This is a genomic window from Marisediminicola sp. LYQ85, assembly GCF_046600695.1.
Taxonomy (GTDB): Bacteria; Actinomycetota; Actinomycetes; order Actinomycetales; family Microbacteriaceae; genus Marisediminicola.
In genome coordinates, this window is sequence record NZ_JBKIWO010000002.1 from 378,201 (window position 1) to 403,537 (window position 25,337).

The 25,337-nt window shown below is 68.5% G+C and carries 29 protein-coding genes and 1 pseudogene; 11 read left to right on the forward strand and 19 right to left on the reverse strand.

The annotated features are described in order from the left end of the window. Positions 1 to 250: 250 nt before the first annotated feature. The 3 genes from ACLHG5_RS10075 to ACLHG5_RS10085 form a co-directional block, all read right to left on the reverse strand. Positions 251 to 721: a GntR family transcriptional regulator gene (locus tag ACLHG5_RS10075; RefSeq protein WP_411318990.1), complete on the reverse strand. Its 471-nt coding sequence runs from the start codon at positions 719 to 721 to the stop codon at positions 251 to 253. Further along, positions 631 to 1,572 (reverse strand): hypothetical protein, encoded by a 942-nt coding sequence (locus ACLHG5_RS10080; RefSeq protein WP_411318668.1) that lies wholly within the window; start codon positions 1,570 to 1,572, stop codon positions 631 to 633. The genes ACLHG5_RS10075 and ACLHG5_RS10080 overlap by 91 nt, the downstream gene beginning before the upstream one ends. Before the next feature lie 75 nt (positions 1,573 to 1,647). Continuing rightward, positions 1,648 to 2,010, reverse strand: coding sequence for a hypothetical protein (locus ACLHG5_RS10085; RefSeq protein ID WP_411318669.1), 363 nt, complete (start codon positions 2,008 to 2,010; stop codon positions 1,648 to 1,650). A gap of 102 nt (positions 2,011 to 2,112) precedes the next feature. On the opposite strand from ACLHG5_RS10085, the gene ACLHG5_RS10090 reads away from it, so the two are divergent. Continuing rightward, positions 2,113 to 2,412 carry a hypothetical protein gene (locus ACLHG5_RS10090; protein ID WP_411318670.1) on the forward strand — a complete coding sequence of 100 codons (300 nt, stop codon included), beginning with the start codon at positions 2,113 to 2,115 and terminating at the stop codon, positions 2,410 to 2,412. 78 nt (positions 2,413 to 2,490) lie between these two features. Here ACLHG5_RS10090 and ACLHG5_RS10095 read toward each other — a convergent pair whose 3' ends face one another. Together ACLHG5_RS10095 and ACLHG5_RS10100 are read right to left on the reverse strand one after the other, a co-directional pair. Beyond that, positions 2,491 to 2,661, reverse strand: coding sequence for a CsbD family protein (locus ACLHG5_RS10095; protein ID WP_411316910.1), 171 nt, complete (start codon positions 2,659 to 2,661; stop codon positions 2,491 to 2,493). Between the two features lie 88 nt (positions 2,662 to 2,749). Continuing rightward, positions 2,750 to 3,028: pseudogene (locus tag ACLHG5_RS10100) on the reverse strand (HAD-IA family hydrolase); the annotation flags it as partial. 361 nt (positions 3,029 to 3,389) lie between these two features. On the opposite strand from ACLHG5_RS10100, the gene ACLHG5_RS10105 reads away from it, so the two are divergent. Then, positions 3,390 to 6,338 (forward strand): SGNH hydrolase domain-containing protein, encoded by a 2,949-nt coding sequence (locus tag ACLHG5_RS10105; RefSeq protein ID WP_411318671.1) that lies wholly within the window; start codon positions 3,390 to 3,392, stop codon positions 6,336 to 6,338. Here ACLHG5_RS10105 and ACLHG5_RS10110 read toward each other — a convergent pair. Then, the gene (locus ACLHG5_RS10110; RefSeq protein WP_411318672.1) at positions 6,335 to 7,363 is read right to left on the reverse strand and encodes an App1 family protein; all 1,029 of its coding nucleotides are present in this window, start codon (positions 7,361 to 7,363) and stop codon (positions 6,335 to 6,337) included. The two genes, ACLHG5_RS10105 and ACLHG5_RS10110, sit on opposite strands and share 4 nt — an antisense overlap. Positions 7,364 to 7,491: 128 nt before the next feature. Here ACLHG5_RS10110 and ACLHG5_RS10115 point away from each other — a divergent pair, with 128 nt between their 5' ends. From ACLHG5_RS10115 to ACLHG5_RS10130, 4 genes are all read left to right on the forward strand, one after another. After that, complete coding sequence (locus ACLHG5_RS10115; RefSeq protein WP_411318673.1) at positions 7,492 to 8,004, forward strand: glutamate ligase domain-containing protein; 513 nt, start codon at positions 7,492 to 7,494, stop codon at positions 8,002 to 8,004. Positions 8,005 to 8,199: 195 nt separating this feature from the next. Further along, on the forward strand, positions 8,200 to 8,808 hold the full coding sequence (locus tag ACLHG5_RS10120; RefSeq protein WP_411318674.1) for a hypothetical protein: 609 nt from the start codon (positions 8,200 to 8,202) through the stop codon (positions 8,806 to 8,808). 210 nt (positions 8,809 to 9,018) lie between these two features. After that, positions 9,019 to 9,654: a GAF and ANTAR domain-containing protein gene (locus ACLHG5_RS10125; protein ID WP_411316905.1), complete on the forward strand. Its 636-nt coding sequence runs from the start codon at positions 9,019 to 9,021 to the stop codon at positions 9,652 to 9,654. Positions 9,655 to 9,678: 24 nt separating this feature from the next. Next, complete coding sequence (locus ACLHG5_RS10130; RefSeq protein WP_411316904.1) at positions 9,679 to 10,437, forward strand: ANTAR domain-containing protein; 759 nt, start codon at positions 9,679 to 9,681, stop codon at positions 10,435 to 10,437. A gap of 34 nt (positions 10,438 to 10,471) precedes the next feature. Here the strand turns inward: ACLHG5_RS10130 and ACLHG5_RS10135 are convergent, their stop codons facing one another. From ACLHG5_RS10135 to ACLHG5_RS10160, 6 genes are all read right to left on the reverse strand, one after another. Further along, positions 10,472 to 10,813 (reverse strand): ATP-dependent DNA ligase, encoded by a 342-nt coding sequence (locus ACLHG5_RS10135; RefSeq protein WP_411316903.1) that lies wholly within the window; start codon positions 10,811 to 10,813, stop codon positions 10,472 to 10,474. A 121-nt stretch (positions 10,814 to 10,934) separates the two neighbouring features. After that, positions 10,935 to 12,284: a D-alanyl-D-alanine carboxypeptidase family protein gene (locus tag ACLHG5_RS10140; protein ID WP_411318675.1), complete on the reverse strand. Its 1,350-nt coding sequence runs from the start codon at positions 12,282 to 12,284 to the stop codon at positions 10,935 to 10,937. Between the two features lie 99 nt (positions 12,285 to 12,383). Beyond that, the gene (locus ACLHG5_RS10145) at positions 12,384 to 12,596 is read right to left on the reverse strand and encodes a hypothetical protein (RefSeq protein ID WP_411318676.1); all 213 of its coding nucleotides are present in this window, start codon (positions 12,594 to 12,596) and stop codon (positions 12,384 to 12,386) included. 41 nt (positions 12,597 to 12,637) lie between these two features. Next, the gene (locus tag ACLHG5_RS10150) at positions 12,638 to 12,874 is read right to left on the reverse strand and encodes a hypothetical protein (protein ID WP_411318677.1); all 237 of its coding nucleotides are present in this window, start codon (positions 12,872 to 12,874) and stop codon (positions 12,638 to 12,640) included. 80 nt (positions 12,875 to 12,954) lie between these two features. Then, positions 12,955 to 13,368 (reverse strand): hypothetical protein, encoded by a 414-nt coding sequence (locus ACLHG5_RS10155; protein WP_411318678.1) that lies wholly within the window; start codon positions 13,366 to 13,368, stop codon positions 12,955 to 12,957. Positions 13,369 to 13,389: 21 nt separating this feature from the next. Then, positions 13,390 to 14,697 (reverse strand): DUF1963 domain-containing protein, encoded by a 1,308-nt coding sequence (locus ACLHG5_RS10160; RefSeq protein ID WP_411318679.1) that lies wholly within the window; start codon positions 14,695 to 14,697, stop codon positions 13,390 to 13,392. 137 nt (positions 14,698 to 14,834) lie between these two features. Here ACLHG5_RS10160 and ACLHG5_RS10165 point away from each other — a divergent pair, with 137 nt between their 5' ends. Beyond that, positions 14,835 to 15,641, forward strand: a complete 807-nt coding sequence (locus ACLHG5_RS10165) for an MBL fold metallo-hydrolase (protein ID WP_411318680.1) — start codon at positions 14,835 to 14,837, stop codon at positions 15,639 to 15,641. Positions 15,642 to 15,706: 65 nt separating this feature from the next. Then, entirely contained in the window at positions 15,707 to 16,675 is a 969-nt protein-coding gene (locus ACLHG5_RS10170) for a hypothetical protein (RefSeq protein ID WP_411318681.1), read from the forward strand. Positions 16,676 to 16,755: 80 nt separating this feature from the next. Here the strand turns inward: ACLHG5_RS10170 and ACLHG5_RS10175 are convergent, their stop codons facing one another. Continuing rightward, positions 16,756 to 17,166, reverse strand: coding sequence for a hypothetical protein (locus ACLHG5_RS10175; protein ID WP_411316896.1), 411 nt, complete (start codon positions 17,164 to 17,166; stop codon positions 16,756 to 16,758). A gap of 94 nt (positions 17,167 to 17,260) precedes the next feature. Here ACLHG5_RS10175 and ACLHG5_RS10180 point away from each other — a divergent pair, with 94 nt between their 5' ends. The 3 genes from ACLHG5_RS10180 to ACLHG5_RS10190 all read left to right on the forward strand — a co-directional run bounded on the left by ACLHG5_RS10180 (position 17,261) and on the right by ACLHG5_RS10190 (position 19,631). After that, positions 17,261 to 18,718 (forward strand): MFS transporter, encoded by a 1,458-nt coding sequence (locus ACLHG5_RS10180; protein WP_411316895.1) that lies wholly within the window; start codon positions 17,261 to 17,263, stop codon positions 18,716 to 18,718. Between the two features lie 105 nt (positions 18,719 to 18,823). Next, positions 18,824 to 19,330, forward strand: a complete 507-nt coding sequence (locus ACLHG5_RS10185; RefSeq protein WP_411318682.1) for a MarR family winged helix-turn-helix transcriptional regulator — start codon at positions 18,824 to 18,826, stop codon at positions 19,328 to 19,330. A 49-nt stretch (positions 19,331 to 19,379) separates the two neighbouring features. Beyond that, complete coding sequence (locus ACLHG5_RS10190) at positions 19,380 to 19,631, forward strand: zinc-ribbon domain-containing protein (RefSeq protein WP_411318683.1); 252 nt, start codon at positions 19,380 to 19,382, stop codon at positions 19,629 to 19,631. Between the two features lie 386 nt (positions 19,632 to 20,017). Here the strand turns inward: ACLHG5_RS10190 and ACLHG5_RS10195 are convergent, their stop codons facing one another. From ACLHG5_RS10195 to ACLHG5_RS10220, 6 genes are read right to left on the reverse strand one after another with little or no spacing between them, the layout of a single operon-like run. Next, complete coding sequence (locus tag ACLHG5_RS10195; RefSeq protein ID WP_411318684.1) at positions 20,018 to 20,884, reverse strand: prenyltransferase; 867 nt, start codon at positions 20,882 to 20,884, stop codon at positions 20,018 to 20,020. Beyond that, complete coding sequence (locus tag ACLHG5_RS10200) at positions 20,881 to 21,216, reverse strand: lycopene cyclase domain-containing protein (RefSeq protein WP_411316891.1); 336 nt, start codon at positions 21,214 to 21,216, stop codon at positions 20,881 to 20,883. Before ACLHG5_RS10200 ends, ACLHG5_RS10195 begins: the two co-directional genes overlap by 4 nt. Further along, positions 21,213 to 21,587, reverse strand: coding sequence for a lycopene cyclase domain-containing protein (locus tag ACLHG5_RS10205; RefSeq protein ID WP_411316890.1), 375 nt, complete (start codon positions 21,585 to 21,587; stop codon positions 21,213 to 21,215). Before ACLHG5_RS10205 ends, ACLHG5_RS10200 begins: the two co-directional genes overlap by 4 nt. Continuing rightward, positions 21,587 to 23,323: a phytoene desaturase family protein gene (gene crtI / locus ACLHG5_RS10210; protein WP_411318685.1), complete on the reverse strand. Its 1,737-nt coding sequence runs from the start codon at positions 23,321 to 23,323 to the stop codon at positions 21,587 to 21,589. The genes ACLHG5_RS10205 and crtI overlap by 1 nt, the downstream gene beginning before the upstream one ends. Next, the gene (locus ACLHG5_RS10215) at positions 23,320 to 24,249 is read right to left on the reverse strand and encodes a phytoene/squalene synthase family protein (RefSeq protein WP_411318686.1); all 930 of its coding nucleotides are present in this window, start codon (positions 24,247 to 24,249) and stop codon (positions 23,320 to 23,322) included. The genes crtI and ACLHG5_RS10215 overlap by 4 nt, the downstream gene beginning before the upstream one ends. Next, positions 24,249 to 25,319: a polyprenyl synthetase family protein gene (locus ACLHG5_RS10220; RefSeq protein WP_411316887.1), complete on the reverse strand. Its 1,071-nt coding sequence runs from the start codon at positions 25,317 to 25,319 to the stop codon at positions 24,249 to 24,251. Before ACLHG5_RS10220 ends, ACLHG5_RS10215 begins: the two co-directional genes overlap by 1 nt. Positions 25,320 to 25,337: the final 18 nt, after the last annotated feature.

Sequence of the window (25,337 nt, forward strand, 5' to 3'; positions counted from 1 at the left end):
GGCTGACAACGCGGCCGCTGGGGCCACTCTGCTGCCAGCGAGCCCGCCGAGCTCCGGATTCTCTCCGTCATTACGCACGGCCGCGAGGCGAGGCTCGACGGCGAGACCCGGGAGGCGAACGGCGAAGCGACCGCGATCTGCCACGTCGTCCACTTCGCCACCACGGTGAAGACCGCGCGAGCGACTCGCGTCCGCACCGATCGCGCGACCCTCGACCGAGCGACGAGAACCACCGTCGGAGCGGGGTTCCTCATCGCGCGGGAGTTGTCGTCGCCCGCGCCTCGATGCCGCTCCAGGCCTGTCGAACTGCGTCGATCACGTCTTCGAGGTCGTCCGCAACGCATCTAACCTCGTCGACGAACGCCGAAGCCGCCCGACTCATCTCGTCACCAGACGCCCATCCTTCACGCACGACCGTTCCCTGCGATCCGCGCGTGGCAACCATTCCGGCTTCTTCGAGTTCTCGGTACGCGCGGGCGACAGTGCCCGGGGCAACGCGCAAATCTCCAGCAAGCTGCCTCACGCTCGGAAGACGATGGCCCGCTGAGGCTCGACCCGACCTGATCTCGCGAGCGAGACCCGCACGGATCTGCTCATAGGGCGGCGTCGGGTCGTCGGCGTCGACGTGAATCACAGCACTGACCCCAGGCTGACCACACGCGGAGCACGCGGGAGGCGAACGGCACCGACCACAGCGATGACCGCCAACACCGCCCCCCACAGAAGCTTCGCCACCGTCACGGCGAACAGCAGCCACCCAACGAGGGGCGCGATCGTTGCGACAGCCGACATTTGACTGTCTCCGAGTGCGGCCGCGTTGATGAAGGGGAACGCCGCCACGCCGAGAAACATCGCCCCCGCGAGCACGAATGCCGAGGTGGTCACGCGATAGACGAGTCTGATCGCGCCGACACGAAGGGCGCCATCAGCAGGGCTCAGCTCCGGCCAAGATGCGGCTGGAGCGTCGACGATCTGCCTCAGCACCGCACGCATGCTGAGGGCGACTGCCGCGCTAAGCACGAGCGCAGGAACCCCGAACATCCACCCCGGGAACAGAAGTGCACCTCCCCCGGCACAGGGGGCGGAGATGAAACTCGGGCAGATCCATCGTCCGTCCAGCGAGGGTCTCGATAGAACGCCGCACACGACCACGATGAGCACAGTGGTGACTGCGGATGCTTGGAACACTCGGCGTTGCGCGGCAGTCGAGTAGTCCTCAAGCGTTCGCCGGTCGACGCTGGCCGCCCGCCGCCGGGTCGGCGCGTCGATGGACGGGGTCGGCATGAGCCTGAATGCGATCAGGCCGGCGGCCGCCGCAACGAGAGGCCCGAGTACGTAGGGGATCGATTGGAGCCGCGGGTCGAGACGGTGCGCGAGCACAGCGAACGCGAATGCAGCCAGGGCAACGCCAACCGCGACCAGCGATCTCAAGGCGGATCGACGTCGAGCCCGGTTCACCACGAGCGGATGCCGCGACGTTCCCACGAGCGCAAGGCCCGCCGCAGCTAGCGCGATGAAGGCGAGAGAGCCGACGACGACGAGCGTGATGTCGGTCAAGCTGACGTCGAGCACTCGAACCTCCTTGTATCAAGTGAACGGTACAAAGGATGTGTGGTGCTGTCAACGCCCCGACGCGGACGGGTTCGGTCAGCTCGAACGTCGACGCCGAACGATGATCACGAGGTTGATGACCGCGATCCCGATGTAGATCGCGCCGACCACCCACGCGGCGAGCGCCAGGAGCCCCGTCGAGAACAGAGCGATGATGCCCACCACGAGGATGACGACGTAGGCGACCCAGTGCTCCGTGGCGACCCCCGCCGCCATCACAACGACGGCCGCGACCGACAGCCAGCTCCCGAGGGTGCTTCCGAGAGAGCCGGAGATCGTCCCGAGCACCACGAGCAGGGCGGGGAGCGCGACCAGGAACGCCTCGATCACCCTCTTCGCAAGGCGTCGGCCACCCGAGGGGCGCTCACGAAGCGCGGTTCCTTTCGTGGCTGCAGACATGCCATCCCCTCGTTGTCGCGCCCTCTTCGGCTCTGTTGATGATGGCCGAAAGGGGCCGTCACCGCCACGATGGGCCACCGCGCGCCGCGCTACCCTGCACTCATGGACGAGACTGCCGCGAGCGCGACACTCACCGCGTCGCTCGAACCCCGGCGCGGCCACCCCGCCGCCAAGGCCGGCAGGTTTTTGGCCAACGTCGTCGGCGCGGCCGTGTTCGGCTCGGTCGACACGGTCGCCGACACCGACCTCTGGTGCGCCGCACGAGCACGGGAGAGGTCGTGCTGCGCACGGCGGCGGATGTCGGCGTCCCCGAGCACCTCCTCGACGAGGCGAACAAAGACCTCGACGAGCTCACCGAAGAAGGCTTTCTCCGAGAGTGGTCGGCGACCCCCCGACGCGTGAGTCGACGCTCGGGCGCCGGGCCGACAACGACGAAGGTGGCACCCCACCGTTGGGATGCCACCTCGCCGCTCTGTGGATCTACTTGAAGACGTCTTTGACGTTCTCGCCGGCCTTCTTGAGCGAGGCCTCCGACTGGTCCTGCTGACCCTCGGCCTTCAGGTCTTCGTCATTGCGGTGATCGCCAACGGCTTCCTTGACCTTGCCCGCGACATCCTGCGCGGCGTTCTTGATCTTGTCGTCGAGTCCCATGGTTTCCTCCCTTGATGGTTTCTCACGAGAGAGGCTAGACCTCCCGCGCACCTCGCGGGCAGGTCATTTGCTGAGAATTCGGGTGTCGCTAGACCTCACCCAGGAGCCCGGGCAGGTCGGCCATGTCCGTGAACACGATGGCACCCTCCTCGGCGAGCCAGGCGGCGGGGGTGAGCCCGCCCGCGTAGCCGAACACACGCATCCCGGCCGCCTTCGCGGCACGCACCCCGAACTTGCTGTCCTCGATCACGACCCAGCGGTCGGGCTCGTGACCCATGCGCGACGCCGCGTGCAGAAAGAGGTCCGGGGCGGGCTTTCCATTTGCAACCTCCGATGAGCTGAAGACGCGGCCCTCGAACCGCGGATATAGGCCCGGTTCCTTCGGCTCGCACGGGCCCCGATGAGATCACGATCGTTGATCTTTCCGCCGCTGGCCGCGTATGGCTCCGTAGCCGACAACGCCCACGAGCCCGCCCATCACCAACAGGGCGATGGCTACGGAGGGCCGATCGCTCACCACGAGCGTCGCAATCCCGCTCACGATGAGGGCCCCTCCGAGCGCGCACATCAACCGCAACGCATACCCATACCCTCGCTGGCTCACGCGCCCGACACTACAGCTGAGCACGTGTCATCGCCGTGACCCGCCATCGCTCGCGAGCGCCCCCGGCTGTTCACGACGCCTTGTTATCGTGCACGCGCCTTGCCAGACCGGCGCGGCGTCACGGATGAAGCAGGGCGGGGCAGGCCGGATGAGCGGTGCGGGCGCAGTCGCGACATCCGCTCCCGCACGACCTCCCGAGGTGCGGTTCCGGCCCGACATCCAGGGGCTGCGGGCGGTCGCCGTCGGGTTGGTGCTGCTCGAGCACGCCGGTGTCGGCGCGGTCGCGGGGGGTTTCGTCGGCGTCGACGTGTTCTTCGTCATCTCCGGTTTTCTCATCACCGCGCACCTGCTCGCCACCCTTGCGGAGCGCGGGCGCATCGACTTCGCCGCGTTCTATGCGGCCCGAGCTCGACGCATCCTTCCCGCGTCGCTCGCGGTCATCGCGCTCACGGCTGTGGCATCGGTGATCCTCGTGTCGCCGCTGCGCCTCGAACAGATCCTGGCTGACGCCATCGCGTCGGCGCTCTACGTGCCCAACGTCGCGTTCGCGGTGGCGCAGACCGACTACCTCGCGGGCACCGAGCCGTCGCCGTTCCAACACTTCTGGTCGCTCGGGGTGGAGGAGCAGTTCTATCTGCTGTGGCCGGCCCTGCTGCTCGGGCTCTTCGTGGTCGCGCGGCGCTCCCCGCGAGGTGTCGTCATCGGGATGGGCGCCGTCGCCCTGCTCTCGTTCGCCGCGTGCCTCGTCGTTCTGCCGCAATCACAACCGTGGGCGTTCTTCTCGCTCCCCACCCGCGCGTGGGAGCTCGCGGTCGGCGGGGTGCTCGCCGGGGTGATCACGTCGATGCAGCGCACGCCCGCCGTGGTCGCCCGCATCCTCACCTGGGCGGGTCTCGCGCTCATTGTCGTGAGCGCGGTCACCATCACGGCCGAGACGAGCTTTCCGGGGTTCGCGACCCTCGCCCCCGTCGCCGGAACGCTTCTCGTAATCGCTTTCGGTCGCCCCCGCGACGGGGGAGCGTCGTGGCTGCTGCGGTCGCGCCCGTTCCAGTTCGTGGGCCTCATCTCCTACTCGCTCTACCTCGTGCACTGGCCGATCCTCGTGCTCGTGCAAGAGCACACCGCGCCGGGTGTCGCGCTGCCGATGGGGCTCGGGGTGGCCCTCATCGTCGTCGCGGTTCCGGTGGCGTGGTTGCTCTACCGCTTCGTCGAGACGCCCTTTCGGCGCGGCTCTCGCGCGCGCCGAGCGAGCCCGCGACGCTCGCTCGGCCTCGCCGCGGTCGGCTCGGTCGCTCTCGCGGCGCTCCTCGCGGGGGGCAGCGCCGCCGCCGCGCTCATGCCCCTGCACTCCGATCGAGCCGCGGGCGAAACGGTCGCGACCCTTCTGCCCGAGTCCGCGCAATTCGTGCCCTCCGACGTCTCTCCCCCGCTCGACGAGGCCGTCGCCGACACGGGCGAGATCTACTCCAACGGATGCCAGCAATCCGTCGGCGAAGCGGAGGTGACGACGTGCTCGTTCGGGGACCTCGACTCACCCGTCACCGTGGCGCTCTTCGGCGACTCCCACGCCGGACGCTGGTTTCCGGCACTGCAGGTCGCCGCCGAGCAGGAAGGGTTCCGGCTGGAGACGTTCACCAAGTCGGAGTGCCGATCGCAAGACACCGACATCGCGTGGGCCAACGCCGCCAATCCCACGTGCGCCGCGTGGCGCGACGGTGTGATCGAGCACCTCCGCGACGACCCGCCCGACGTCGTCGTCATGACGAACCACATCGCCCCTCGCCCCGACCGCGACCAGGAGCTCATCGCCCGGGACTGGGAGGAGGGCACGGTGTCGAGCATCGAGCGGATGCCCGCCGACACCCGCGTGGTGACGATCGCCGACACCCCGGAGTTCAGCAGCTCCCCCGTGCTGTGCCTCGCGTCCCACCTCGAGTCGGCCGCCGAGTGCGCCGTGCCGCGCAGCGACGCCATCAACACGACGGTGCTCGAGGCGCAGGAGGCCGCCGCGCGCACCACCGGTTCGGGGTTCATCACCATGACCGACACCGTGTGCAACGCAGAGACCTGCCCCGCGCTCATCGGGTCGACACTCGTCTACTCCGACACCCACCACATGACCGCGACCTGGAGCCGCCTGCTCGGCCCGGCGCTCGCGCTGCAGCTCGCGCCGTTTCTCGAGCCCGGAGAGGTGGCATCCGTTCATGTCGACGCCGACCTCGCCTACGGCACGCACCCCGACCAGACGCTGGATGTCTGCGTGCCGGTCGACGAGGTCACCTCGAGTGACGCTCCCGCCCGCCCCGCGATCCTGTCGGTGCACGGGGGCGGGTGGCACAGCGGAGACAAGCAGGGGCGACAGTGGCGCGAGTCGTGCGAGTGGCTCGCATCGGAGGGGTTCGTGGTGTTCCAGGTGAACTACCGCCTCGCGCCCGAGCATCCCTTTCCGGCGGCCATCGGCGACGTGCGCTCGGCGCTCGCGTGGGCCCGCGATCCCGAGCAGGTCGCGAGCTACCGCATCGACCCCGCTCGAGTCGCGGCGTTCGGCGATTCCGCGGGCGGCAACCTCGCCGCGCTACTCGCGCTCGACAGCGGGGCCCCGACATCCGCCGCGACGGACGGCGGCGAGGTGGTCGCGGTCGTCACCGTCAGCGCCCCCTTCGACCTGACCGAGCCGGCGTCGGCGCACGTGGGCCGCGGGTTCGAGCGCGTGCAACTCGACTACCTCGGGTGCGCCGACTACGCCGAGTGCCCCGCGGCCTCAGCAGCATCGCCGATCACGTTCGCGAATGCGGGCAGCCCGCCGTTCTACCTCGTGCACGCTCGGGACGACGACCTCATCCCCTTCGACCAGGCCGAGGCTCTCGCGACCGCACTCGAGGCGAGCAAACCGGATGATGATGCCGCCGGTGCCCCCAACCCTGCTACCGCCTCGGCCGACGTGACGGTGCGACCGATCGATGGAGCCGGCCACGCCCTCTCGCTGCTGGACGCCGAGGTGCGGGCCGACATCGTCGAGTGGCTCACCACGAGGATGTCGTCGCGCGAGAACGAGAACGAGGGCTCCGGCTAGAGCACCGCACGCAGAAGCGGCAGGAGGGCATCACCGTCGGGGCCGTGCAGCACCGGCACCCCGTTGACCGACTCCTGTTCGGTCGCCCCGCGCTTGGTCGGCGTCAGCGTCGGCGCCGTCTGACGGAGGGCGATAGCCGCCACCCGCCCAGGGTGAGACTCGGCGAGGTCGCGGTACAGCTGCGGATCGTGCTCGCCGTCGTCGCCGACGAGAACCCACGTCACGTGCGGAAAATCGTCGAGAAGTCGCGCGAGCGACGACGACTTGTGTTTCTGGCCGTCGCGAAACCACCGGTCGGGTGTGATCCCCCAGTCGGTCATGAGCACGGCGCCCGCCGGGAAGTGGTTCTTGCCGAGAAACCGGGTGACCGGGCCGACCAGGTTCCAGGGTCCGTTGCTCAAGTACACGACACCCGGTAGGTGGTCTCCCTCGACGGCGGCCTGGAGCAGCCTGCCCATGCCGGGCACGGTCTTCCGCGTCGAGCTCGTTCCTCGCAGGGTGCGCCACGCCGCCCGGATCGGGTGCGAGATTCCGGTCACCCACGCCGTGTCGTCGATGTCGCACACGACGCCGCGCACCGGCTTCTCGCTCACGACGTGGATGCTCGCGACGATCGCGTCTCGAGCGCCCACAGTCAGCGTCGCATCCGCCGTGCTCGAGTCGACGGGACTGTCGAAGTCGATGCGAGCGTCGATGATGCCGGCCTCGTTGCTTCTCACGGTCGTCGTGCTCCCCGCGAGCTCGACGTGCACCTCGGCACCGGGGCTCTCGAGGGTGAGAAGCCGTCGCCATCCCCGCACGTCACGTCGCCCCGAGGGGTCGACGCTCGCGGGCGCGAGAACGACCCGACCGAGCACTCGCGCGTGGCCGCCGCTCGCGTAGCCGGAGTAAGGGATGACCGCCGGAGTCCACCCACGTCGCACCGCACGGCGTGACAACCAGTCACGCACCCCCGTTTCGGTGCGGTAGGCGACCGTGATGGAGGCGCGGCGAAGGCGACCGGACGAAGGAGAGGTGGAGGGCATCGACACACGGTAGCCCGCCCGCCTTCGGGTAGCGACCGAGCCCTCCGGCGCACTGCAGAGCGGCGGTTCAACCGCGGCGGACACCACAGCCAGCGGGAGCCTTCAAGGGACGCGACTGTCGGCGCCCCGTGGCGCTCGCGCTCGCGATGCTCGCAACCGTCGGCTACGACTTCGATGTGTTGTGCCACCGCGTGCGCAGGGGCATCCGCGTGCGCAGGGGCATCCGTGTGACCATCCCCGGCCGCACGAGCCTGGTCTCCGGAAACACCGGGCCCCGCGTCTACATGGATATCTCGCACACACCCGACTCGACCGAGAAGACGCTCGCCGCGCTTCGGGCGATATCCCCCGGACCGCTCATCGTTCTGCTTGGTGCGGACGGCGACAAGGATGCCTCCAAACGCGGGCCGATGGGAGTAGCGGGAGCCGACGGCACCGTGCTGTGGTCGGGCCCCGGGGCCTACGACTATCGCGTGGTGGGCGGCGAAGACATCCCCTACTCGCCTCGGAGCGACACGGCTCGCGCCCTTGTCGAGGCCGGGTGGCCGACGGCCGACCCCCAGCCGTCGGGCGACGCCGAGCGGGCGCTACTCGGACCCGCCCGGGTGCGTGCCCGTTCTGTCGTCGCGGCGGGCACGTGACGCCGCCTCCTGCTGGTGTTGCAGCGGACTCTTCTGGGCCGACCCGACTATCGCCACGACGATCAGTAGGACGACGAGAAGCATCCCGGCGGGGAACACGACCATGGAGAGAAGCACGGTTGTCATACTGACAGGTTCGGCGATTGGTGACGAGGATGTCGGCATCCAAGCTTGTCGGCGGCTACAGTGACCGTCGTGATCGAGTGGGCGCCTGGTGATGCAGCACGAATAGACGAAGCGATCAGACGGATGCGCACGTGGAACGTCGAGGGGCAGCCGGTGCGCTTCGTCTCCACGCAAAGCGCCGCGATCGTGGTCGTCGGCGTGATGCTCGCATCCACCATCGTGATCAACACTGAGGACCCGCGACCTGCTCCCGCGCTCATGTGGCTCCAGGGCGCGGCATTCGTGGCCGCTCTCGCCCTGTGTATCGCGGGATATGTGTCGGCTCGCCGCAGTCGGCGACTTCTCCCTCAACCTCCGTTCGGGCCACGAGAAACACCGATGGGCGCGTTGACGGCCGCGCAGCGGCGAAGCTTCGCCCGTCTGACCCGCGAGGATGAGCCCCTGTCACCCGGGGTGGCGGAACTACTCGTCGAAGCGATCGAGTTTCGGCGCTCGACGTCGCGCGCTATTCTTCCCTCTCTGCTCGGGCTGTTTTCGGGGCTCCTTGCGGCAAGCATGAGCCTGCCGTGGCAGGTCGCCGCCCTGGTTGCGGTGGCTGTGATCTTCCTCGCCATCGCGACACCGTTCGAGACTCGGCGAGACGCTCGTCTGCTCGCGCGGGCCCGCCGGCGCGGCTGAGCAACACGCCCGCAGCGGGCCCCTCCCTAGTAATGGGGCACCGCTTCATGCCAGACTTGTATGAGCTTGCATGTTCACTCGCCGTCGGCGAGAGACCCAGTCCCTGTCACGATCAATGACAATTCGGCGACCGGGGTGACAATGGGCGAACACAGTTCGCACAGCGACACAGCCGATATCGGCGAGCCGGGTCCGCCCTCCCCCAGCGCTATGATCGCGCCTTTTCTGGAGGGTCTCGCGATAGCGGGGGCAGCGATCTCGATCTTCCGATCCTCGGGGTACGGCGCCATCCTCGCCTCGAGCGACGACGTCGCGCGGCGCATCGAAGACCTCCAGTTCGAACTCGGCGAAGGCCCCGGGTTCACGGTGCGGCGCACCGGCCGACCCGTGCAGATCGACACCGGCGGCGACCCGCAATACGTGCAGTTCTGCGCGAGCGTCAACAAGCTCGGCGTCGGCATGGTCATCACCCTGCCCCTCACGATCGGGAGCGTTCCCGTCGGCGTGACGACGCTCTACCGAACCGAACGCGACTTCATGACGCCATCCGAGATGGTCGACGCGGCGACCCTCGTCGGTTCTGTCGTGGCCCCCGCGACCGAGCGCGCGATGCTTCTCGCCGCCCGCAACGTGGCGACCCCCGCGGAGCCGGAAGGCGAGCTGCGGAGGGAAGTGCACCAGGCGACGGGGATGATCCTCGCGCAACTCGGGTGCTCGACATCCGACGCCCTCCTGCTTATGCGCGCTCACGCCTACGCCCGAGATCGCACGATGCAAGCGGTCGCGCACGACGTCGTCACTCGTCAACTCGACTTTCGCACTCTGACCGGCAACACCCCTCAATGAACACCAAGCAGGAAGGGCTCCCCCGTGACTGACCCGTCTCGAGAACAACGCCTCAACCAGACCTTCGTCCGCCTCGCCGACACCCTTGTGGAGGATTATGACGTCGTCAACATGCTGCACGTGCTCGTCGAGGAATGCGCCGACCTCTTCGACACCAACGCGGGGGGCCTCATGCTCGCCGACAAACAGGGCGACCTGCATTTGGTCGCCTCCACGAGCGAGTCGGCCGAGCTCGTGGAGATCATGCAGCTCAACGCCGGCGCCGGCCCCTGCGTGGAGTGCTTCCACACCGGGGTCGCCGTGAGCGTTCCCGACATCGACCTCACCCACGATCGGTGGCCGCAGTTCTCGCGGGTGGCCGCCGGGCAGGGCTACCGTTCGATGTACGCGACGCCGCTCCGCCTGCGCGGCCGGACCCTCGGCGCGATGAACCTCTTCAGCACCCAGGTCGGCGCGCTCAACGAACGCGATGTCACCGCCGCGCGCGCACTCGCAGACGTCGCGACGATCGGCATCGTGCAGGAGCGTGTGATCCGCGAGGGAAACATCGTCGCGACACAGCTGCAGCACGCCCTCGACAGTCGCGTGGTCATCGAGCAAGCCAAGGGCGTGCTCTACGAGATCCGGGGCTACGACATGGATGAGGCGTTCAACGCCCTTCGCCGATACGCGCGCAGCCACAACCTGAGCTTGCGCTCGGTGGCGGCGGCGATCATCTCGAAACGGCTCGACCCGTCAGAGCTTCAATCCGCACCCGTGCCCCACAAGAGGCCTGTGAGCTGAGGGTGAGCGGCGGCGACCGCGATGTCGCCCGCCGTCACTTCGCCATCTCGCGAGCCGGGGCATCCGCCATCGCCGGCACATCACCGGGGTCGGGCACGATCTGGAGCCCGAGCGCGTTGAAGGTCGTGGCGGTGAGTTCGTCGATCCAACGTCGACTGATCGGCGCCATCGTGCTCGTGAGGTAGTCGAACGCGACCGGCACTCTGCGGTCGATCCACACACTCGTGCGCCCACCGCCGGCCTCGGCCGGTTTGGTCCACGTGAAGATGAACGACTCGTCGCGTCGCAGCTTGGCCGAGATCACCAGCTGCAGGTGGATGAGAACGCGATCGTCGAAATCGACTCGCACTGACGTGTCATACGTGAAGGTGCCCATGATCAACCCGTCCCTTCGTTGCAAAGTGGAGACGGGGTCAGGGTCGCTCGCGCGGTGCGAGAGTGCAACTGACTCCAGGCTAGCAACTCGCCGCCGTGACGTGTCAAGCGGATGCTCGCAGCTACCCCAGCTCCGACGGATGCGTGAGCCGCCACCACGCGCTGGGCGGCTCGATCTCGCCCTCGATCTCGATCGCGGCCGACGTCGTGTGCGGCCCGGCGACCCAGTCGATCGTTCCGACCTGTTCGCCGTCGTCGTAGGTCACCGTCGCTGAGGGCGTCATCGACGCCTCGATGGGCGTGTCTGACCACGTGAAGATCGACGCGTTCTCGGCGATCACCATCTGCGCTGTGGCCCCCCACGGGGTCGTATAGGTGCCGATGTCCTGGCCCTTGTTCGCGACGACGACCTCGTGGAACCCGGCGCGGATGCTGTCCAACAGCGCGCGGACACCCTGCCCCACGGTGTCGCGTGAGAACCCACCCAGCACGACCCCGGTCACGCTCAGCGGAGCATCCGCCCCCACCTCCACGGTCGCGGTGTAGAGCAGGTTGTGGGTGCCCTCGCCCAGGTTTCCGGTCTTGAGGCCCGTGATCTCCCCGCCCAGAAGCGTGTTCGTGTTCGACAGGGAGCCCGGACCGGGCAGCGCGATCGACGGCGTCGCGGCGATCGCGGCGACCACCGGGTTCGCGGCGGCAAGCTTTCCGATCGCCAGGAGGTCGGTCACGGTGCTCGTGTTCTGTGCGCTGATGCCCGTCGGCTCGACGACGGTGGTGCCGCCGAGACCGTTCGCCGCGAGCCACGTCTGCGTCGCCGAGAGGAACGCGCCCTGTGAACCGAACGCCCAGGTCGACACTGCCTCGGCGTAGTTGCTCGCCGACGGCACGAGCATGGTCGAGAGCGCGTCGTACTGCGACATCGAACTGCCGGTCGGCATCTCGGCGGTGGTCGCGCCCAGCACGTAGTACTTGTCGTAGAGGTCGTTGTCGGACTCGCTGAATGTGAGGGTGGGCCCGGGGTCGTCGGGGCTCGCGAGAGGGCGGGCCTCGAGAATCACGAGGGCGGTGATGAGCTTAGTGATGCTGCCGATGGGGCGCCGTTCGTCTGCCGCGCCCGCCGCCCAGCCTCCGCTGACGTCGGCGGTGAAGTAGTCGTCGGCGCCCGCGATGCTGATGGCCGAGATCCCCTCCGGCGGCACGGCGATCGCAGCCGCAGCGGGCGGTTCGACCTGCGGCACCTGGGAGGTGACGCTCGGAGCACTCAGCGGCGCGTTCAGCGCCCAGACGACATATGCTCCGACGGCCGCGAGCACGAGCATCATCACCGTCACCACGGCGATGAGACCGCGACGACGACGGATGCGACGAGCGCGCGCCTCGGCGGGGGCGCGGCGCTCGGCGCTCTCCCTCTCGTCTCGCATCAGCTCGGCGAGCTCGGCGAAGTCGTCTGTCGAGTGATGGTGCGTGGTCATTGCGGGGATCCCGTCCGTGATGCTGCTCACATCATGCCCGAGCGGGCACCCACGGTGGGAGGTTATTTGAGCAAAAGTTCGACCTCGGGGCTGGCGCTGCTATCCCGGCCCCGGTGCGTCGTCGTGGGTCTCCACCCGCGCTCGGCGATCGTGGTTCATCTTGCGGCTGGCGGCCATGAGCACCGCGGTGAGGAAGAACGGCGTCAGAACTATCTGCCCGAGCAAAGGAATCGCAGCCGAGTATCCGAAGATCGTGGATCCGAGAACCAGAAGCCCCAAGACGATGAGCATGATGCTCAGTCCGATGATCACGGTTTTGTTCGGGCTGCGTCGAATCGGCGTGCGCGGAGGAGTCATCCGATCGTCGTCCGGAATTCACTGTCGCGCTCGGCCGTCCGACGCCGGCGCCGACGCCGAATGGTCAGCGTGAGCATCGTCGCGGCGGCGGACGCCAGAATCACGCCCACGACCAAAAGAACGGTCGATCCCCGCTCCGAGATGACCTGTGAGGCAACCAAGAGCACCGCGGTGACGGTCTGAACAGCCCACATCCACGCGGGATCGCTCAAGGTTCGCTCGCTCAGCCTCATCCCGTCAGTCTGACAGCGCGCGGCACCCGCGCGCGGCACCCGCGCTATGGATCCACCGCCGCGTCGCGAAGGGCGGCCGCTTACGCCGAGTGCGCTCCCATTGCGGCACTGCGTCGCCACAACGCCGCGATGCAGAACGACCCCAGTGCAAGGGCGAATGCCCCGCCCAAGGCGACCCCGGCCTCGTCCGCGTATCGCGCCACAACCGCGGCCGCGAAGGCGAAGCACCCCGACGCTACGACGATGCTGGCGTCCTGCCGCCGCGTCACCGACCGCCGACGCGTGCTGTCGATCCTGTCGAGATAGTGCGGGAGGACGCTACCGAGCACGATGCCGATCCCGAGGAGAACCAGCGTGTGCCACGCCGACCAGAAGTCCACGAGAGAGAACTCCACTGCCGCGAAGGCTCCCAACACGACCGCGAATACGAAGACTCTGCTCGACAATCCGAGTGCGGACTCCGCGTGCGGCATCTCAAAGCCGTTGGTCGTCATGGTCGGGGTCCGTCGACGGCGCTACGCGTCGGTCCGGATGAGGCACCACGCCTGGTCGAAAGCTCGCGCCTCGAGGTCGGACTGCCTCATCCAGACCTCGAGGGGTTTAGCGTCGCCGAACCACGCGTCGAGAGTCGTCCAGCTCTCAATGTCCACGATCAGGCGGTGCTCGTCACCGGCCGCCGTGAGCGGCAGAGCCGCGGACAGAACTGCACTGACATCACCGTCGACGCCGGATTGGCTGTGCCCGAACAGGTGGGTGACCGGAACCACCGCGGCATCCGGGTCGCCGGTGCGCTGACGCGTCCACGCCCGATTGATCTCCTCTCCCGCGCGCTCGACGGCGTCGAACACGTCGAAGCTCTCGTCTGCGAACTCCATGGAGCTGGGGATGGAGTGGCACCCGACCACGGCATAGGCCTGACACGCGGCAGTCGGGAGGTCGACGTCGTCGGGCGAGTCGGTGAGGTGGGCGAAGTCGGGGTTCTCGAGCCACCGCACAACCCACCCTCGCGCGTCACAGTCGGCGGGCTCCCATCCGTAGGTCTCGGTGAGGTCGTGGAATATCTGCAGCACTCCCGTCGCGGGAAGGCCGGGCTTTCCCCCGGGCTGCCCCTCTTGAGCCGCCTCGAGGGCGTCGTTCACGGCGGTGAGGCTCAGGGTGGCCACGTGCGCGAGGCGCGTGCCGTTGGCGTTGCGGGGCCACTCGGCGGCAGTGATGCCGACCGCCGGGCCGCCGAGCAGGGAGAGCCTGTCGACGGGAAAGGTCTCTGTGTGGAGACCGGCGATTCCCGGCGGCAGTCCCCGCTCCGTCAGCACGGCTCGCGGTTCGAGGCGGGCGGCGAGGTGGGCGATCCCGTATGGCTCGGATTCGAGCCACTCGGCGAACTCGGTGCGACCGCCCGCGATCGGCGCTGGAGTCGCGGGCTCCGGCTCCGGCTCCCGCTCCACGACCTGCTCGTCGAACGGCGTGGTGTCGTCGCGGAGAGGTTCGTGCTTCAGGCGCACGGGCTCCTCGTCGACGAGTAGGGCGACGACGCGCGGCACGGTCGCCGGCCAGCCATCCTTGCCCTGCTCGGTCACGAGCACGCACGCGCGCGACACGCCCGCATCCTCGACGCTGAATCGGAGGGTGTTCCCCCACTTGACCCGCAGCTTCTGGCCGTCGACGAAGACGGGCGCAGAGAACACCGAGACACGACTCTCGATGAGGTGCTCCTGCTCGAGTTGCAGGCGGATGCTCGTCGACCCCTTCAGCTGAGACGCTCGGTGGTAGCTCACCGTCGCCGTGGGAACTACCGGGTCCGGGGTCTGGGAGTCGCCGTTCACGAGGTCAGAGTACCGGCAGGGAGGCTGCCGCGCTGGTGAAGCGGAGCCGCGGAGGAGCACAATAGGTGCCACGAAACGACCACCGTCTTCGCGCGACGACAGACGAACGGTGGCCCCCTCGGAGCGGGAGGCGTTCGATGCTCGACCAGGTCGCCGACGGTGTGTTCGTGCACGTGAGCGAGTTCATCCAGAGCAACGCCGTCGTGGTGCAGGGGGCGAGCGGTGTGCTGCTCGTCGACCCCGGCATCACCCGCGACGAGATGGCAGCGCTCGGCGACGACATCCGCGAGCTCGGGCAGGCTGTCGTCGCCGGGTTCTCCACACACCCCGACTGGGACCACGTGCTCTGGCATTCCCGGTTCGGCGATGCTCCGCGGTACGGCACCGCCCGGTGCGCCGCGTCGATCGCCGACCAGCTCTCGACCGCGGACTGGGTCGACCGCATGGCGGAGGGCTTGCCGCCGGAGTACGCCGCAGACATCCCTATGGAGCTGCTCGGACTTCTCACGGCGCTGCCCGCCGGCGCGACGCGGGTTCCGTGGAACGGCCCCGACGTGCGCATCATCGAGCACCAGGCGCACGCCCCGGGGCACGCGGCGCTGCTCGTCGAGGGGCGCGGCGTGCTCGTGGCGGGCGACATGCTCTCCGACATCCTCATGCCGTTTCTCGATGCCGACGCCGCGCACCCGATCGACGACTACCTCGCCGCGCTCGCGATCTTCGACGCGGTGGCAGGCGAGGCGGATGTCGTCGTTCCCGGCCACGGCTCGGTCGGTGGGGCCGAGCAGCTCCGGCACCGCATCGAACTCGACCGTGCCTACGTGACGACCCTGCGCGACGGGGGCCCGTTCGATGACCCCCGACTCGGGCCCGCCGCTCCGCTCGATTGGCTACCCGACGTGCACCGCTGGCAAGTGCGGCGGCTCGGCGATCGCAGGCGATAGTTCCGCACCGATCGAATATGTGCATTCGCATGTACCTGCGAGGGTCGGTGCGCTAGGAATGACGGATGCGCACAGACGAGTTCGACGCCTTCGGGCCGTGGATCGACGACGTCACCACGGTCGAAGGCACGCCGCGACTGTTCCGCAGTTTCGCGATCGACTTCACCGAGACGCTCCTGGTGCTCAAAGTGCCCCGCAACATCGCCCGCCGTGACGCGACCCCCGACATGAACCTCTACGACCAGCTCATCGTCGTGACCGCCGAAACCCTCACCGTTCTCACGCGCGCCGAGGATGTCTACGGGGTGCGGGCCGCGCCCCACGGCGAGGTTCTGGCGCTCCAAGACACCGTGCACCTGCTCGACGGCCGACTCGTCGTGCACCTCACGTCGGGGCCCTCCGTCGCGATCTCCTACAACGGGGCCGCGCGCGACACCATCACGCGACTCGTGACCCTCCTCCGCAGACTCGCGGTCCCCGCGACGTCAGACAGCGCTTCGGCCACAGCACCCACGGCGCCCGCGGCGGCCGAGCCGACCACGCCGACCACGCCGCTCAGCGCCACGTCGCGGGCACGTCCGATCGAGCAGATCCTGCGCGACAAGCGCGATCACGGTCTGCGCAGCGACTGCGTGCAGGCCCTCCGATCCGATCCCGGCACCACGGTCGTGGCGGGGCACTCCACCACTCTCGTGCGCCCGTCGGCCGGCCCGCTCGCGGCGCTCTCCCACCGGTTGCACCCGGCGTTCGTGCAGGGCGCGGTGGTTCTGGGCGACACGGGCGGGGAGACATCCGTTCTGCATCGTCGCGACTGGATCGCGCGCGGGCGGGCCGACGACCTCTCCCACGGGCGCACGACCATCTTCGCGGGGCGCGCGACCACGGTGGCGACGACCGAGCACCCGGTCTACCCCGCGGCGTCGGTCGTCAACATCACGTCGGGCGCCGGTGCGGTGCAATTCGTCGTGCCGATGGGGTCACCCACGGGCGACGCCCTCGAGAACGGCCGAACTACGACAGCCCCGGCCGCCTGAGCGGGACCGGTTCGCCGACGCGGCCCGACTGACCGGGGCGGCGGCCGCTGCCCACGCGTGCCCCGTGTTCGCCGTCGGACCTAGCCGACGACGAACGGGTAGAGCACCGAGAAGAGCACCCCGTTGATGGCGCTCGCGAGAATCGCGACGGCGATGCCGACCCCGACGCCTGCGGCGCCCCGCGCCAGACCCCGCCGTTGCAGCGCGATGAGTCCCGTGATGAGCCCGGCGATCCCGAGGAGCAACGACACGACACTCTGCAGGAGCCCGATGATCTCGAAAGCGGCCGTGCCACTGCCACTGATGGCGAACACCTGCACGACGGCGAGGATCAACAGGAGAACGAGGGCCACGACGCCGAGCACCATCGACACGACGCCGAGCCCGTTGCGCGGCGCACTGCCGTCGGCCGGCGCGGCGCCGCCGACATCAGCGGCGGGTGCGGTGGGTGCGGCGGTGTGGGACTGGTCGGGTCCGTAGGCAGCAGTCATGACATTTCCTCCTGATCGTGGTGGGCCCCAGCCTAGGCCGCGACCCCTCCTGCCCCGACCCCGCGCGTTCACCGCCGGACACTAGCCTGTGACCATGCCGGACACGACCCCCGCCAACGACGCCGACCGACCCGACACCCCCGCGGTTCCCCGCGTCGCGAACACGAGGGCGATCGGCACCGTCGGGCACGGTCAGATCGCGCAGGGACTCGCGGATGACGCGCCCATCCCCAAATCGCGCGTGCGCGCCTGGGCGCTCTGGGACTGGGGCTCGGCATCGTTCAACGCCGTCGTCACGACGTTCGTCTTCAGCACCTACCTCGCGAGCAGCCTCTTCTTCGACCCCGAAATCGTCGCCGAACGCGGCGAAGGCGCGGCCGAAGCGGCGAGCGCGAGTGTGGTGTCGGGAGCCCTCACGATCGCGGGCGTGCTCGTGGCCCTACTCGCACCCATCCTCGGTCAACGGTCCGACGGCTCTGGCCGTCGCAAGCTGTGGCTCGGAGTCAACACTGGTCTCGTGATCGCCGCGATGCTCGCGATGTTCTTCGTCGCGCCCGTGCCGAGCTACATCTACCTGGGCGCCGCCCTCCTCGCGGTCGGAAACATCTTCTTCGAGTTCGCCGGCGTCAACTACAACGCCATGCTCGTGCAGGTGTCGACGCCGAAAACGGTCGGACGCGTCTCCGGCTTCGGCTGGGGCATGGGGTATGTCGGCGGCATCGTGTTGCTCGTCATCCTTCTCGTGCTGTTCATCCAGAACTTCGGCAGCGACACGGGCAACGGCGTGCTCAACGTGCCATTCGGCGCGGAGGGCGGCTCGCTCGACATCCGCTTCGCCATCGTGGTCTCCGCCCTGTGGTTCGCGATCTTCGCCATCCCGGTGCTGCTCAAGGTTCCCGAGATTCCGGCCCGAGCGCGCGAGAACCGCGTGAGCTTCTTCGGCAGTTACCGCCAGCTGTTCCGCACCGTCGCGGCCCTCGCCAAGAAGAGCCCGCAAGTGCTGCTCTTCCTGCTCGCGAGCGCGGTCTTCCGCGACGGCCTCGCCGCGGTCTTCACCTTCGGCGCCATCATCGCGGCGCAAGTGTTCGGGTTCAGCCCGTCGGAGGTCATCTACTTCGCCGTCGCCGCGAACGTCTCGGCCGGCATCGGAACCTTCATCGGCGGATGGCTCGACGACCGCATCGGCGCCAAGCGCGTGATCCTCGGCGGGCTCCTCGGACTCGTTCTCGCGGGCGGGTCGGTGATCTTCATCGGCGACGGCAAGACGGGCTTCTGGATCGCCGGGCTCATCCTGTGCCTCTTCGTCGGACCGGTGCAGGCGGCGAGCCGCAGCTTTCTCGCGCGGATCACCCCGCCCGGGCGCGAAGGCGAGATCTTCGGGCTCTACGCGACCACCGGCCGCGCCGTGAGCTTTCTCGCCCCCGGGCTCTTCACCCTCTTCGTGGTGCTCACCGAAGACACCCGTTACGGCATCATCGGCATCGTGCTCGTGCTTCTCGCCGGACTACTGCTCATGCTCCCGGTGAAGGCGCGACCGTCGGTCATCGAGTAGCGGGGCTTCGGGGGCCGGCGGGGTCGCCGGGCCTGCGCGAGTTGTCGGGGCCGCCCTGCCGCTCGCCCCTGCCGCTCGCCCGCGACCCCGGCGTATCGTGGAGCCATGGCTGACTTCATCGCCGATCAACGACCGATCGGATACTGGCTCAAGCTCGTCGACCGCATGATCGACGAGCGCTTCGACTCCACCATCGACGAACACGGGGTCACGCGCCGACAGTGGCAGGTGCTCAACGTGCTGAGTGTCGGAACCACCACCCGCGACGAGCTGTTCGTGGCGATCGAGCCGTTTCTTCCGGCCCGCACGCGAGCCGCAGACATCCGCCCGCCGGTCGCTGACGGTCTCGACGAGGCCGCTCCCGTGGAACCCGTAGATGCCGACGGCCTCACCGTGTCGAGCGAGGTCGACGAGCTCATCGAGAGCGAGTGGGTCGCCGACTCGCCGAGCGGCCTCGTGCTGACCCCGACCGGGCGCGCCGCGTTCGAGCGGATCGCCGACGTCGTCGCGGGCATCCGCGCCTCCGTCACCGAGGGCGTCGGCGACGACGACTATGCGACGACCGTGCGTTCCCTCGAGCGCATGGCCGCCAACCTCGGGTGGCGCGGCTGACCCTGTCAACCGGGCGGCGACGGATGGTCGCGGCGCATACGATCAGCAGATGTTTCTCCTCTTCGGCACGAACGCACGCGACACCGTTCTGACGATCGTGCACTTCGTGTGCGGCTACTGCTCCAAAGCGGTCGCCCAGCGCGTGATCAAGAACACGAACCGCTTCACGCTCTTCTTCATCCCACTGTTTCCGGTGTCGACGTCGTATGTCAACGTGTGCACGAACTGCGGCGGCGTCACCAAGATCACGAAAGACCAGGCCGACAACGCCCTGCAGTGGGCGGCCACGCACGCGCAGTAGGCGCGGTGGTGCGTGTGCGTGTGCGTGTGCGGGGGCGCGGCGCCCGGTGGGTGGGCGCGGGGTGTCCGCTGGGTAGGCGCGGGGTGCGCGGGCGTGGGATGCGGCGACACCCGCTCGGCCTTGCATCCGCTCGGCCACAGATCGCGGACGCAATCGGTCGTCACTGAGCCGCCCATTCGCCACATGCGACCGCGATCCGCCCCAACGGGATGTCTGCGCCCGGCGCGAACGCCTGCCCACGCGCGTTCTCCACACCGCGACGCCCCGGGACCGATCGCGGACGCAAATCGTCGTTCTCGGCGGTGCAGAACAGCAGTTTGCGACCGCGCGGCGCTCGGATGTCGCGACGGGGCGCGTGGGCGCGAGATCTCGGCTCGGCGCGCTCGCTAGGAGTTCGTGAGCACGTAGACGATGAGCAGCATCGTGACGACGAAGCCGCTCGCGAAGTTGAACCAGAGGAAGCGCTTCCAGCCGCGGTTGGCGCTTTCGGCTTCAGCGTCGCTGATCGACCAGAACGGCAGCACGCTCGCCGCATACGGGATGGCGAGAACTGATGCGATCGCGCTCGGCAGCCCGAGGAACAGCAGCAGAACACCCGCGAGAGCGTAGGCGACGAAGGCGAGGCGCACCGTGGCGCGGCCGCCGATGACGGTCGCGATCGAGGAGATCCCTCCCTCCCGGTCGGCCACGATGTCTTGCACTGCACCGAACGCGTGAGAGGCGACACCCCACAGGAAGAACGAGACGAGGATGGCGACGAGCCCCGGCGTCACGATGGCATCAGCGATCGCGAGCCCGAACACGGCAGGAGACACGAAATGGATGCTTGACGTGATCGAGTCGAGAAACGGTTTCTCTTTGAACCGCAGCCCTTCGGCCGAGTAGGCGACGACCGCGAAGACGCTCACCACGAGCACGACGGCGGAGAGGGGCGAGCCGACGGCGAAGAGGTAGACGAGGAACGGCACATTCGTCGCGACCGCCGCGATGAGCGTGACGCGGTGCACACGCGGGTCGAGCAACGCGCCTTCGACGCCACCCTTGCGCGGGTTGCGGAGGTCGGACTCGTAGTCGAACACGTCGTTGATGCCGTACATGGCGAGGTTGTAGGGGATCAGAAAGTAGAGGGTTCCGAGCACGAGCACGAGGTCGACCTCGCGTGTCGTGACGAAGTAGGCGGCGGCGAACGGGAACGCCGTGTTGATCCAGCTCAGCGGCCGCGACGACACGAAGAGGGATGCGAGCACGCTCATGTTCGCGACCCCGAACCCGCATCCACGCGCGGCGACAGGATGACCCACAGCGCGGGCAGCATGACGACCGCGGCGACCGCGTAGGCGAAATCTTCGAGCGGGGCGATGCCGATGAACTGACCCGAGATGCGGTCGGTGTCGTAGCCGACGAGGCCGACCCCGATCATGATGTTGTCGAAGATCGCGGTCATGATGAGCACGATACCGAGCGTGAGAGCCACCGCGACCGCGCGGAAACCCTCCCGACGTCGACGCGCGACGAGCGCGACAGCGATGACCGCCACCACGGCGGCGAAGACGAGAAAGGGAACGTTGATGAGCCAGTAGGTCACGATCGCGACCCCGAGGGTCCGTGCGAGGAGCTCGCCAGCCGGGCATCCTTCTTCGGCGAGCGGGCGACGACGACCCGCTGCGCCGCCGCCACGAGGTTCATCGTGAGGTAGCACAGCAGCACGAGAAAGAAGACCTCCTCGACGGGGAGCTCCGGGGCGATCTGGAGCCCCGTCATGAAGTCGGTCTCGCCGCGAAAGAACACTCCGGCTCCGATTCCGACGAGGTCCCAGACGAGGAAGTAGACGACCCCCGCCACGAGCACGATCGCCGCCCGGCGGGGTGCTCGCCAGAAGAACAGGGTGAAGCGTCGGTCGAGCACGACCATCCCGGTGATCGAGATGGCGAGCGCGACAAGGTAGAGGATGCCCACTAGCGCGACTCGGGCACACCCGACGCGGCAGCACCAGCCGCTCCACCAGCTCCGCCACCACCTGAAACGCCCGCACCCGGAGCCGCCCCACCAGAAGCTCCAGCACCCGAAGCCGCCGCACCCGCCACGACCGCGGGCTGCTCCGCCGCCGGCAGGCCGACGGGCGCGAGCGAGCTCACGAGGGGTTCGGGCAGCGGCTCGGTCGAGGTGTCGCCGCGCAGTCGCTTGAGCAGCACCTCGGCACTGATGATGCACATCGGCAACCCGATGCCGGGGATGGTCGAGCCACCGACGTAATAGAGGCCGTCGACCTTCTTGCTCACGTTGCCCGCACGGAAGAGCGCGCTCTGAGAGAGGATGTGCGCGGGCCCGAGCAGGGTGCCGCTCCACGAGTTGAGGTCGCTCGCGAAGTCGCCGGGGCCCATGGTGCGGCGCACGACGATGCGGTCGGCGAGGTCGGGGATGTTCGCCCATGAGGCGATCTGCTCGATCACGAGGTCGGCGGCCGCCTCGATGCGGGGGTCGCCGTCACCGTCGATCTCCCCCTTGCCGAGCAGAGGGTCCGACGGGATCGGCACGAGCACGAAGAGGTTCTCGTGGCCTTCGGGGGCGACCGACGGGTCGATGCCGCTCGGCTTGCACACGTAGAGCGACGCGGGGTTGGGGATCGACGGGGTCGGGCCGAAGATCGCGTCGAAACCCTTCTTCCAGTCTTCGGTGAACATGAGGTTGTGGTGCTCGAGCTGCGGAAGCTCGCCCTCCACACCCAGGTAGAGCAGCAGGGCGCCGGGGCCGGGCGTGCGCTTGTTCCAGTACTCCTGCGGGTAGGTCTGCAGTTCGCGCGGCAGCAGCGTGGTCTCGGTGTGGTGCAGATCGGCCGCCGAGACGACGATGTCGGCGTCGTGCGCGTGGGGGATGCCCGCGGCATCCGTGTATTCGACTCCCGAGGCGACCGGCTTCCGGCCGGCACCGTCGCGAGTGACAATGCGCGTGACCCGCGCCTGGGTGACGATTTCGACACCTTCGGCTCGGGCGAGGTTCTCGACGCTGTCGATGAGGCGGATGAGCCCGCCCATCGGGTAGAGCACGCCGTCGTCGAGATCGAGGTGGCTCATGAGGTGGTACATGCTCGGCGTGATGAACGGCGAGGAGCCGAGGAACACGGCGGGGAACCCCAGAATCTGGCGCAGGCGGTCGTTTTTGACGGTTCTCGCGGCGAGAGTGGAGAGCGGCTGGAGCAGCAGGCGCGCGAGGCGCGGCAGTCGGGAGAGAACATCCCCGCGCATGAGAGGGAGGAGGCTCTCGAAGCTCGTGTAGAGGAAGCGGCGCTTCGCCATCTCGTAGGTGTCGGCGGCCGACGCGAGGTATTTGACGATCTTCTTGCGCGAACCGGGTTCGATGCGCTCGAAGATCTCGAGGTTCTCGTCGGGGTCGGCGGCGATGTCGATCGACTCGGCATTCTCGAACAGCACCCGGTAGCCGGGGTCGAGGGTCACCAGTGTGAGCTGCTCTTCGGCACTCGTGCCCAGCAGTTTGTAGAAGTGGTCGAAGACCTCGGGCATGAGGTACCAGCTCGGGCCGAGGTCGAAGCGGAAACCCTCGTGCTCCCACGAGCCCGCACGGCCGCCGACCTGGTCGCGCCCCTCGAGCACGGTCACGCTGTGGCCTTCGCGAGCGAGGAGCGCCGCCGACGCGAGCCCGCTGATTCCTCCACCGATGATGACGATGCGGCTCATGGGGTGCCCTTTCTCGGTAGTCGACCGGATGCTGCGGCTGCGGCGATCCGCAGCTTCACCGGGTTGGGCACACGAACGCGCGACCGGATGAGCTGCTGCGCCGGGGTCGCCCGGAGGCGCACCGACAGCTCGGAGAATAGCGCTTGCGCCAGAGCAACAGCCCGGCGCGAACTGCGAGGGAGCATGGGGATGACCGCCGCCGACTCGGCAAGGTCGGCGTCGATGTCGTCGAGCAGCCGGTTCTTCTCCGCCTCGGTGAGGTTGGGCACGTCGATGTCGGGAAAGTAGCTGCGGCCGAGCTGCTCGTAGTCGGCGGCGAGGTCGCGCAGAAAGTTGACCTTCTGGAACGCCGCACCGAGTCGCCTGGCCCCGTGCACGAGGGTCGCGTCATCCGCTGCGCTCACGGTTTCGTGCTGCAGGAACGCGCGCAGGCACATGAGTCCCACGACTTCGGCCGACCCGTAGACGTAGTCGTCGAAGCTCGCGGTGTCGTGCTCGGTCGCGCTGAGGTCGGCGCGCATCGAGGCGAAGAACGGCGCGGTGAGTTCGGTGCCGAAGCCCGTCTCCCGCGCGGTGAGGGCGAATGCGTGCACCACGAGGTTGGCGCTGTAGCCCTGCTGCATGGCGTCGTCGGTGTCGCGCTCGAGGTCGTTGAGGATGCGCGCGACCGTCATCTGGTCTGCCCCCGCGCCCGACGCGCTGCCGTCGACGATCTCGTCGGCGACCCTCACGAGGGCGTAGATGTTCTCGACGTGCTGCCTCACGTCGGGCCCGAGCAGTCGGGAGGCGAGCCCGAACGACGTGGAGTAGCGCCGGATGACGACGCCCGCGGTCTCTTCGGCGACGCGGTCGTAGAGGCTCTCGCGGCGCGGTCGCGGGCGGGGTCGTGAAGCGCGGCGGTCGGCCGCGGAGCGTTGCCCTGCCATCACTTCACTCGACTGAGCACGTCGGCGGCGACCGCGGTGAGCTCGGCGGTGAGCTGATCGGGGATCTCCGGGTTCTCGAGGCTCTCGAGCGCGCGCTCGGCGTGGTCGCGCGCGAGCTGCTGGGTGAACCGGCGGCTGCCGCCCTCCTCGAGCGCCGCGCGCACGGCCGCGGCTTCGTCGAGGGTGAGGTCGGGTTTGCCGACGAAGTCTTTGATGAAGCCCCACTGCGCGGTCGACGTCGCGTGCGCGATGAGCACGGTGCGCTTGCCCTCCCGCAGGTCGCCGATCGTGGTCTTGCCCGTCTCGGTTTCGAGGCCGAACACCCCGAGGAGGTCGTCGACGATCTGGTAGGCGATGCCCACTTCGCGCCCGAACCGGCCGAGCGCGATGACGACGGATTCCGGGGCATCCGCGAGCACGGCCCCGGCCTGCAGCGGCCCCTCGAACGAGTAGACGGCGGTCTTGAGTCGCTCCATCGAGAGCACGTCGTCGACCGCGGGCATCGATGCGGAGATGGAGAAGTCGACGTCGATGAGCTCGCCTGCCGCCGATGCGAAGAGCGCGTCATCCATGATCTCGAGGATGCGTTCGCGAGTGCCGTCGTCGACACCGCTGCGGTCGATGAGTCGGTAGGAGTTGAAGAGCGCGAGGTCGCCCGCGATGACCGCGGCGGAGAGCCCGCGGTGTTCGGCCGTCGGCACGGGGATGCCCGCCGTGGTGGCGATGTCGCGGTAGCTTCCGGAGACGTTGGGGATGCCACGGCGACTGAAATCCCGGTCGATGACGTCGTCGTGCACGATGAGCGCGGTGTGCAGCAGCTCGAAAGCCGCGCCCACGTAGGCGGCGGCCTGGTCGTCGGTTCCGCCGAGGCCCTGGTAGGCGGCCATGACCATGCGCGGACGAAAACGCTTGCCCCCGATGGTGTTCGATTCGAGGGTCTGCCAGAGCTTGACGTATTCGGCGCCGAAGCTCGCCGCGCGGTTCTTGGCTAGGCTGAAGAACCGATCCAGCACGGCGTCGACCTGAGCCTGCCTCTCCACCGAGAGGTCGTGCAGCCGCTGTGCATTCACCCGGTAAGGCTATCTGAC

Coding starts and splice junctions, on each gene's coding strand:
- ACLHG5_RS10085 (WP_411318669.1), bottom strand. CDS start 2,010: ATGTCTGCAGCCACGAAAGGAACCGCGCTTCGTGAGCGCCCCTCGGGT.
- ACLHG5_RS10090 (WP_411318670.1), top strand. CDS start 2,113: ATGGACGAGACTGCCGCGAGCGCGACACTCACCGCGTCGCTCGAACCC.
- ACLHG5_RS10095 (WP_411316910.1), bottom strand. CDS start 2,661: ATGGGACTCGACGACAAGATCAAGAACGCCGCGCAGGATGTCGCGGGC.
- ACLHG5_RS10105 (WP_411318671.1), top strand. CDS start 3,390: ATGAAGCAGGGCGGGGCAGGCCGGATGAGCGGTGCGGGCGCAGTCGCG.
- ACLHG5_RS10110 (WP_411318672.1), bottom strand. CDS start 7,363: ATGCCCTCCACCTCTCCTTCGTCCGGTCGCCTTCGCCGCGCCTCCATC.
- ACLHG5_RS10125 (WP_411316905.1), top strand. CDS start 9,019: ATGATCGCGCCTTTTCTGGAGGGTCTCGCGATAGCGGGGGCAGCGATC.
- ACLHG5_RS10135 (WP_411316903.1), bottom strand. CDS start 10,813: ATGGGCACCTTCACGTATGACACGTCAGTGCGAGTCGATTTCGACGAT.
- ACLHG5_RS10140 (WP_411318675.1), bottom strand. CDS start 12,284: ATGACCACGCACCATCACTCGACAGACGACTTCGCCGAGCTCGCCGAG.
- ACLHG5_RS10150 (WP_411318677.1), bottom strand. CDS start 12,874: ATGAGGCTGAGCGAGCGAACCTTGAGCGATCCCGCGTGGATGTGGGCT.
- ACLHG5_RS10155 (WP_411318678.1), bottom strand. CDS start 13,368: ATGACGACCAACGGCTTTGAGATGCCGCACGCGGAGTCCGCACTCGGA.
- ACLHG5_RS10165 (WP_411318680.1), top strand. CDS start 14,835: ATGCTCGACCAGGTCGCCGACGGTGTGTTCGTGCACGTGAGCGAGTTC.
- ACLHG5_RS10170 (WP_411318681.1), top strand. CDS start 15,707: ATGCGCACAGACGAGTTCGACGCCTTCGGGCCGTGGATCGACGACGTC.
- ACLHG5_RS10175 (WP_411316896.1), bottom strand. CDS start 17,166: ATGACTGCTGCCTACGGACCCGACCAGTCCCACACCGCCGCACCCACC.
- ACLHG5_RS10180 (WP_411316895.1), top strand. CDS start 17,261: ATGCCGGACACGACCCCCGCCAACGACGCCGACCGACCCGACACCCCC.
- ACLHG5_RS10185 (WP_411318682.1), top strand. CDS start 18,824: ATGGCTGACTTCATCGCCGATCAACGACCGATCGGATACTGGCTCAAG.
- ACLHG5_RS10190 (WP_411318683.1), top strand. CDS start 19,380: ATGTTTCTCCTCTTCGGCACGAACGCACGCGACACCGTTCTGACGATC.
- ACLHG5_RS10195 (WP_411318684.1), bottom strand. CDS start 20,884: ATGAGCGTGCTCGCATCCCTCTTCGTGTCGTCGCGGCCGCTGAGCTGG.
- crtI (WP_411318685.1), bottom strand. CDS start 23,323: ATGAGCCGCATCGTCATCATCGGTGGAGGAATCAGCGGGCTCGCGTCG.
- ACLHG5_RS10215 (WP_411318686.1), bottom strand. CDS start 24,249: ATGGCAGGGCAACGCTCCGCGGCCGACCGCCGCGCTTCACGACCCCGC.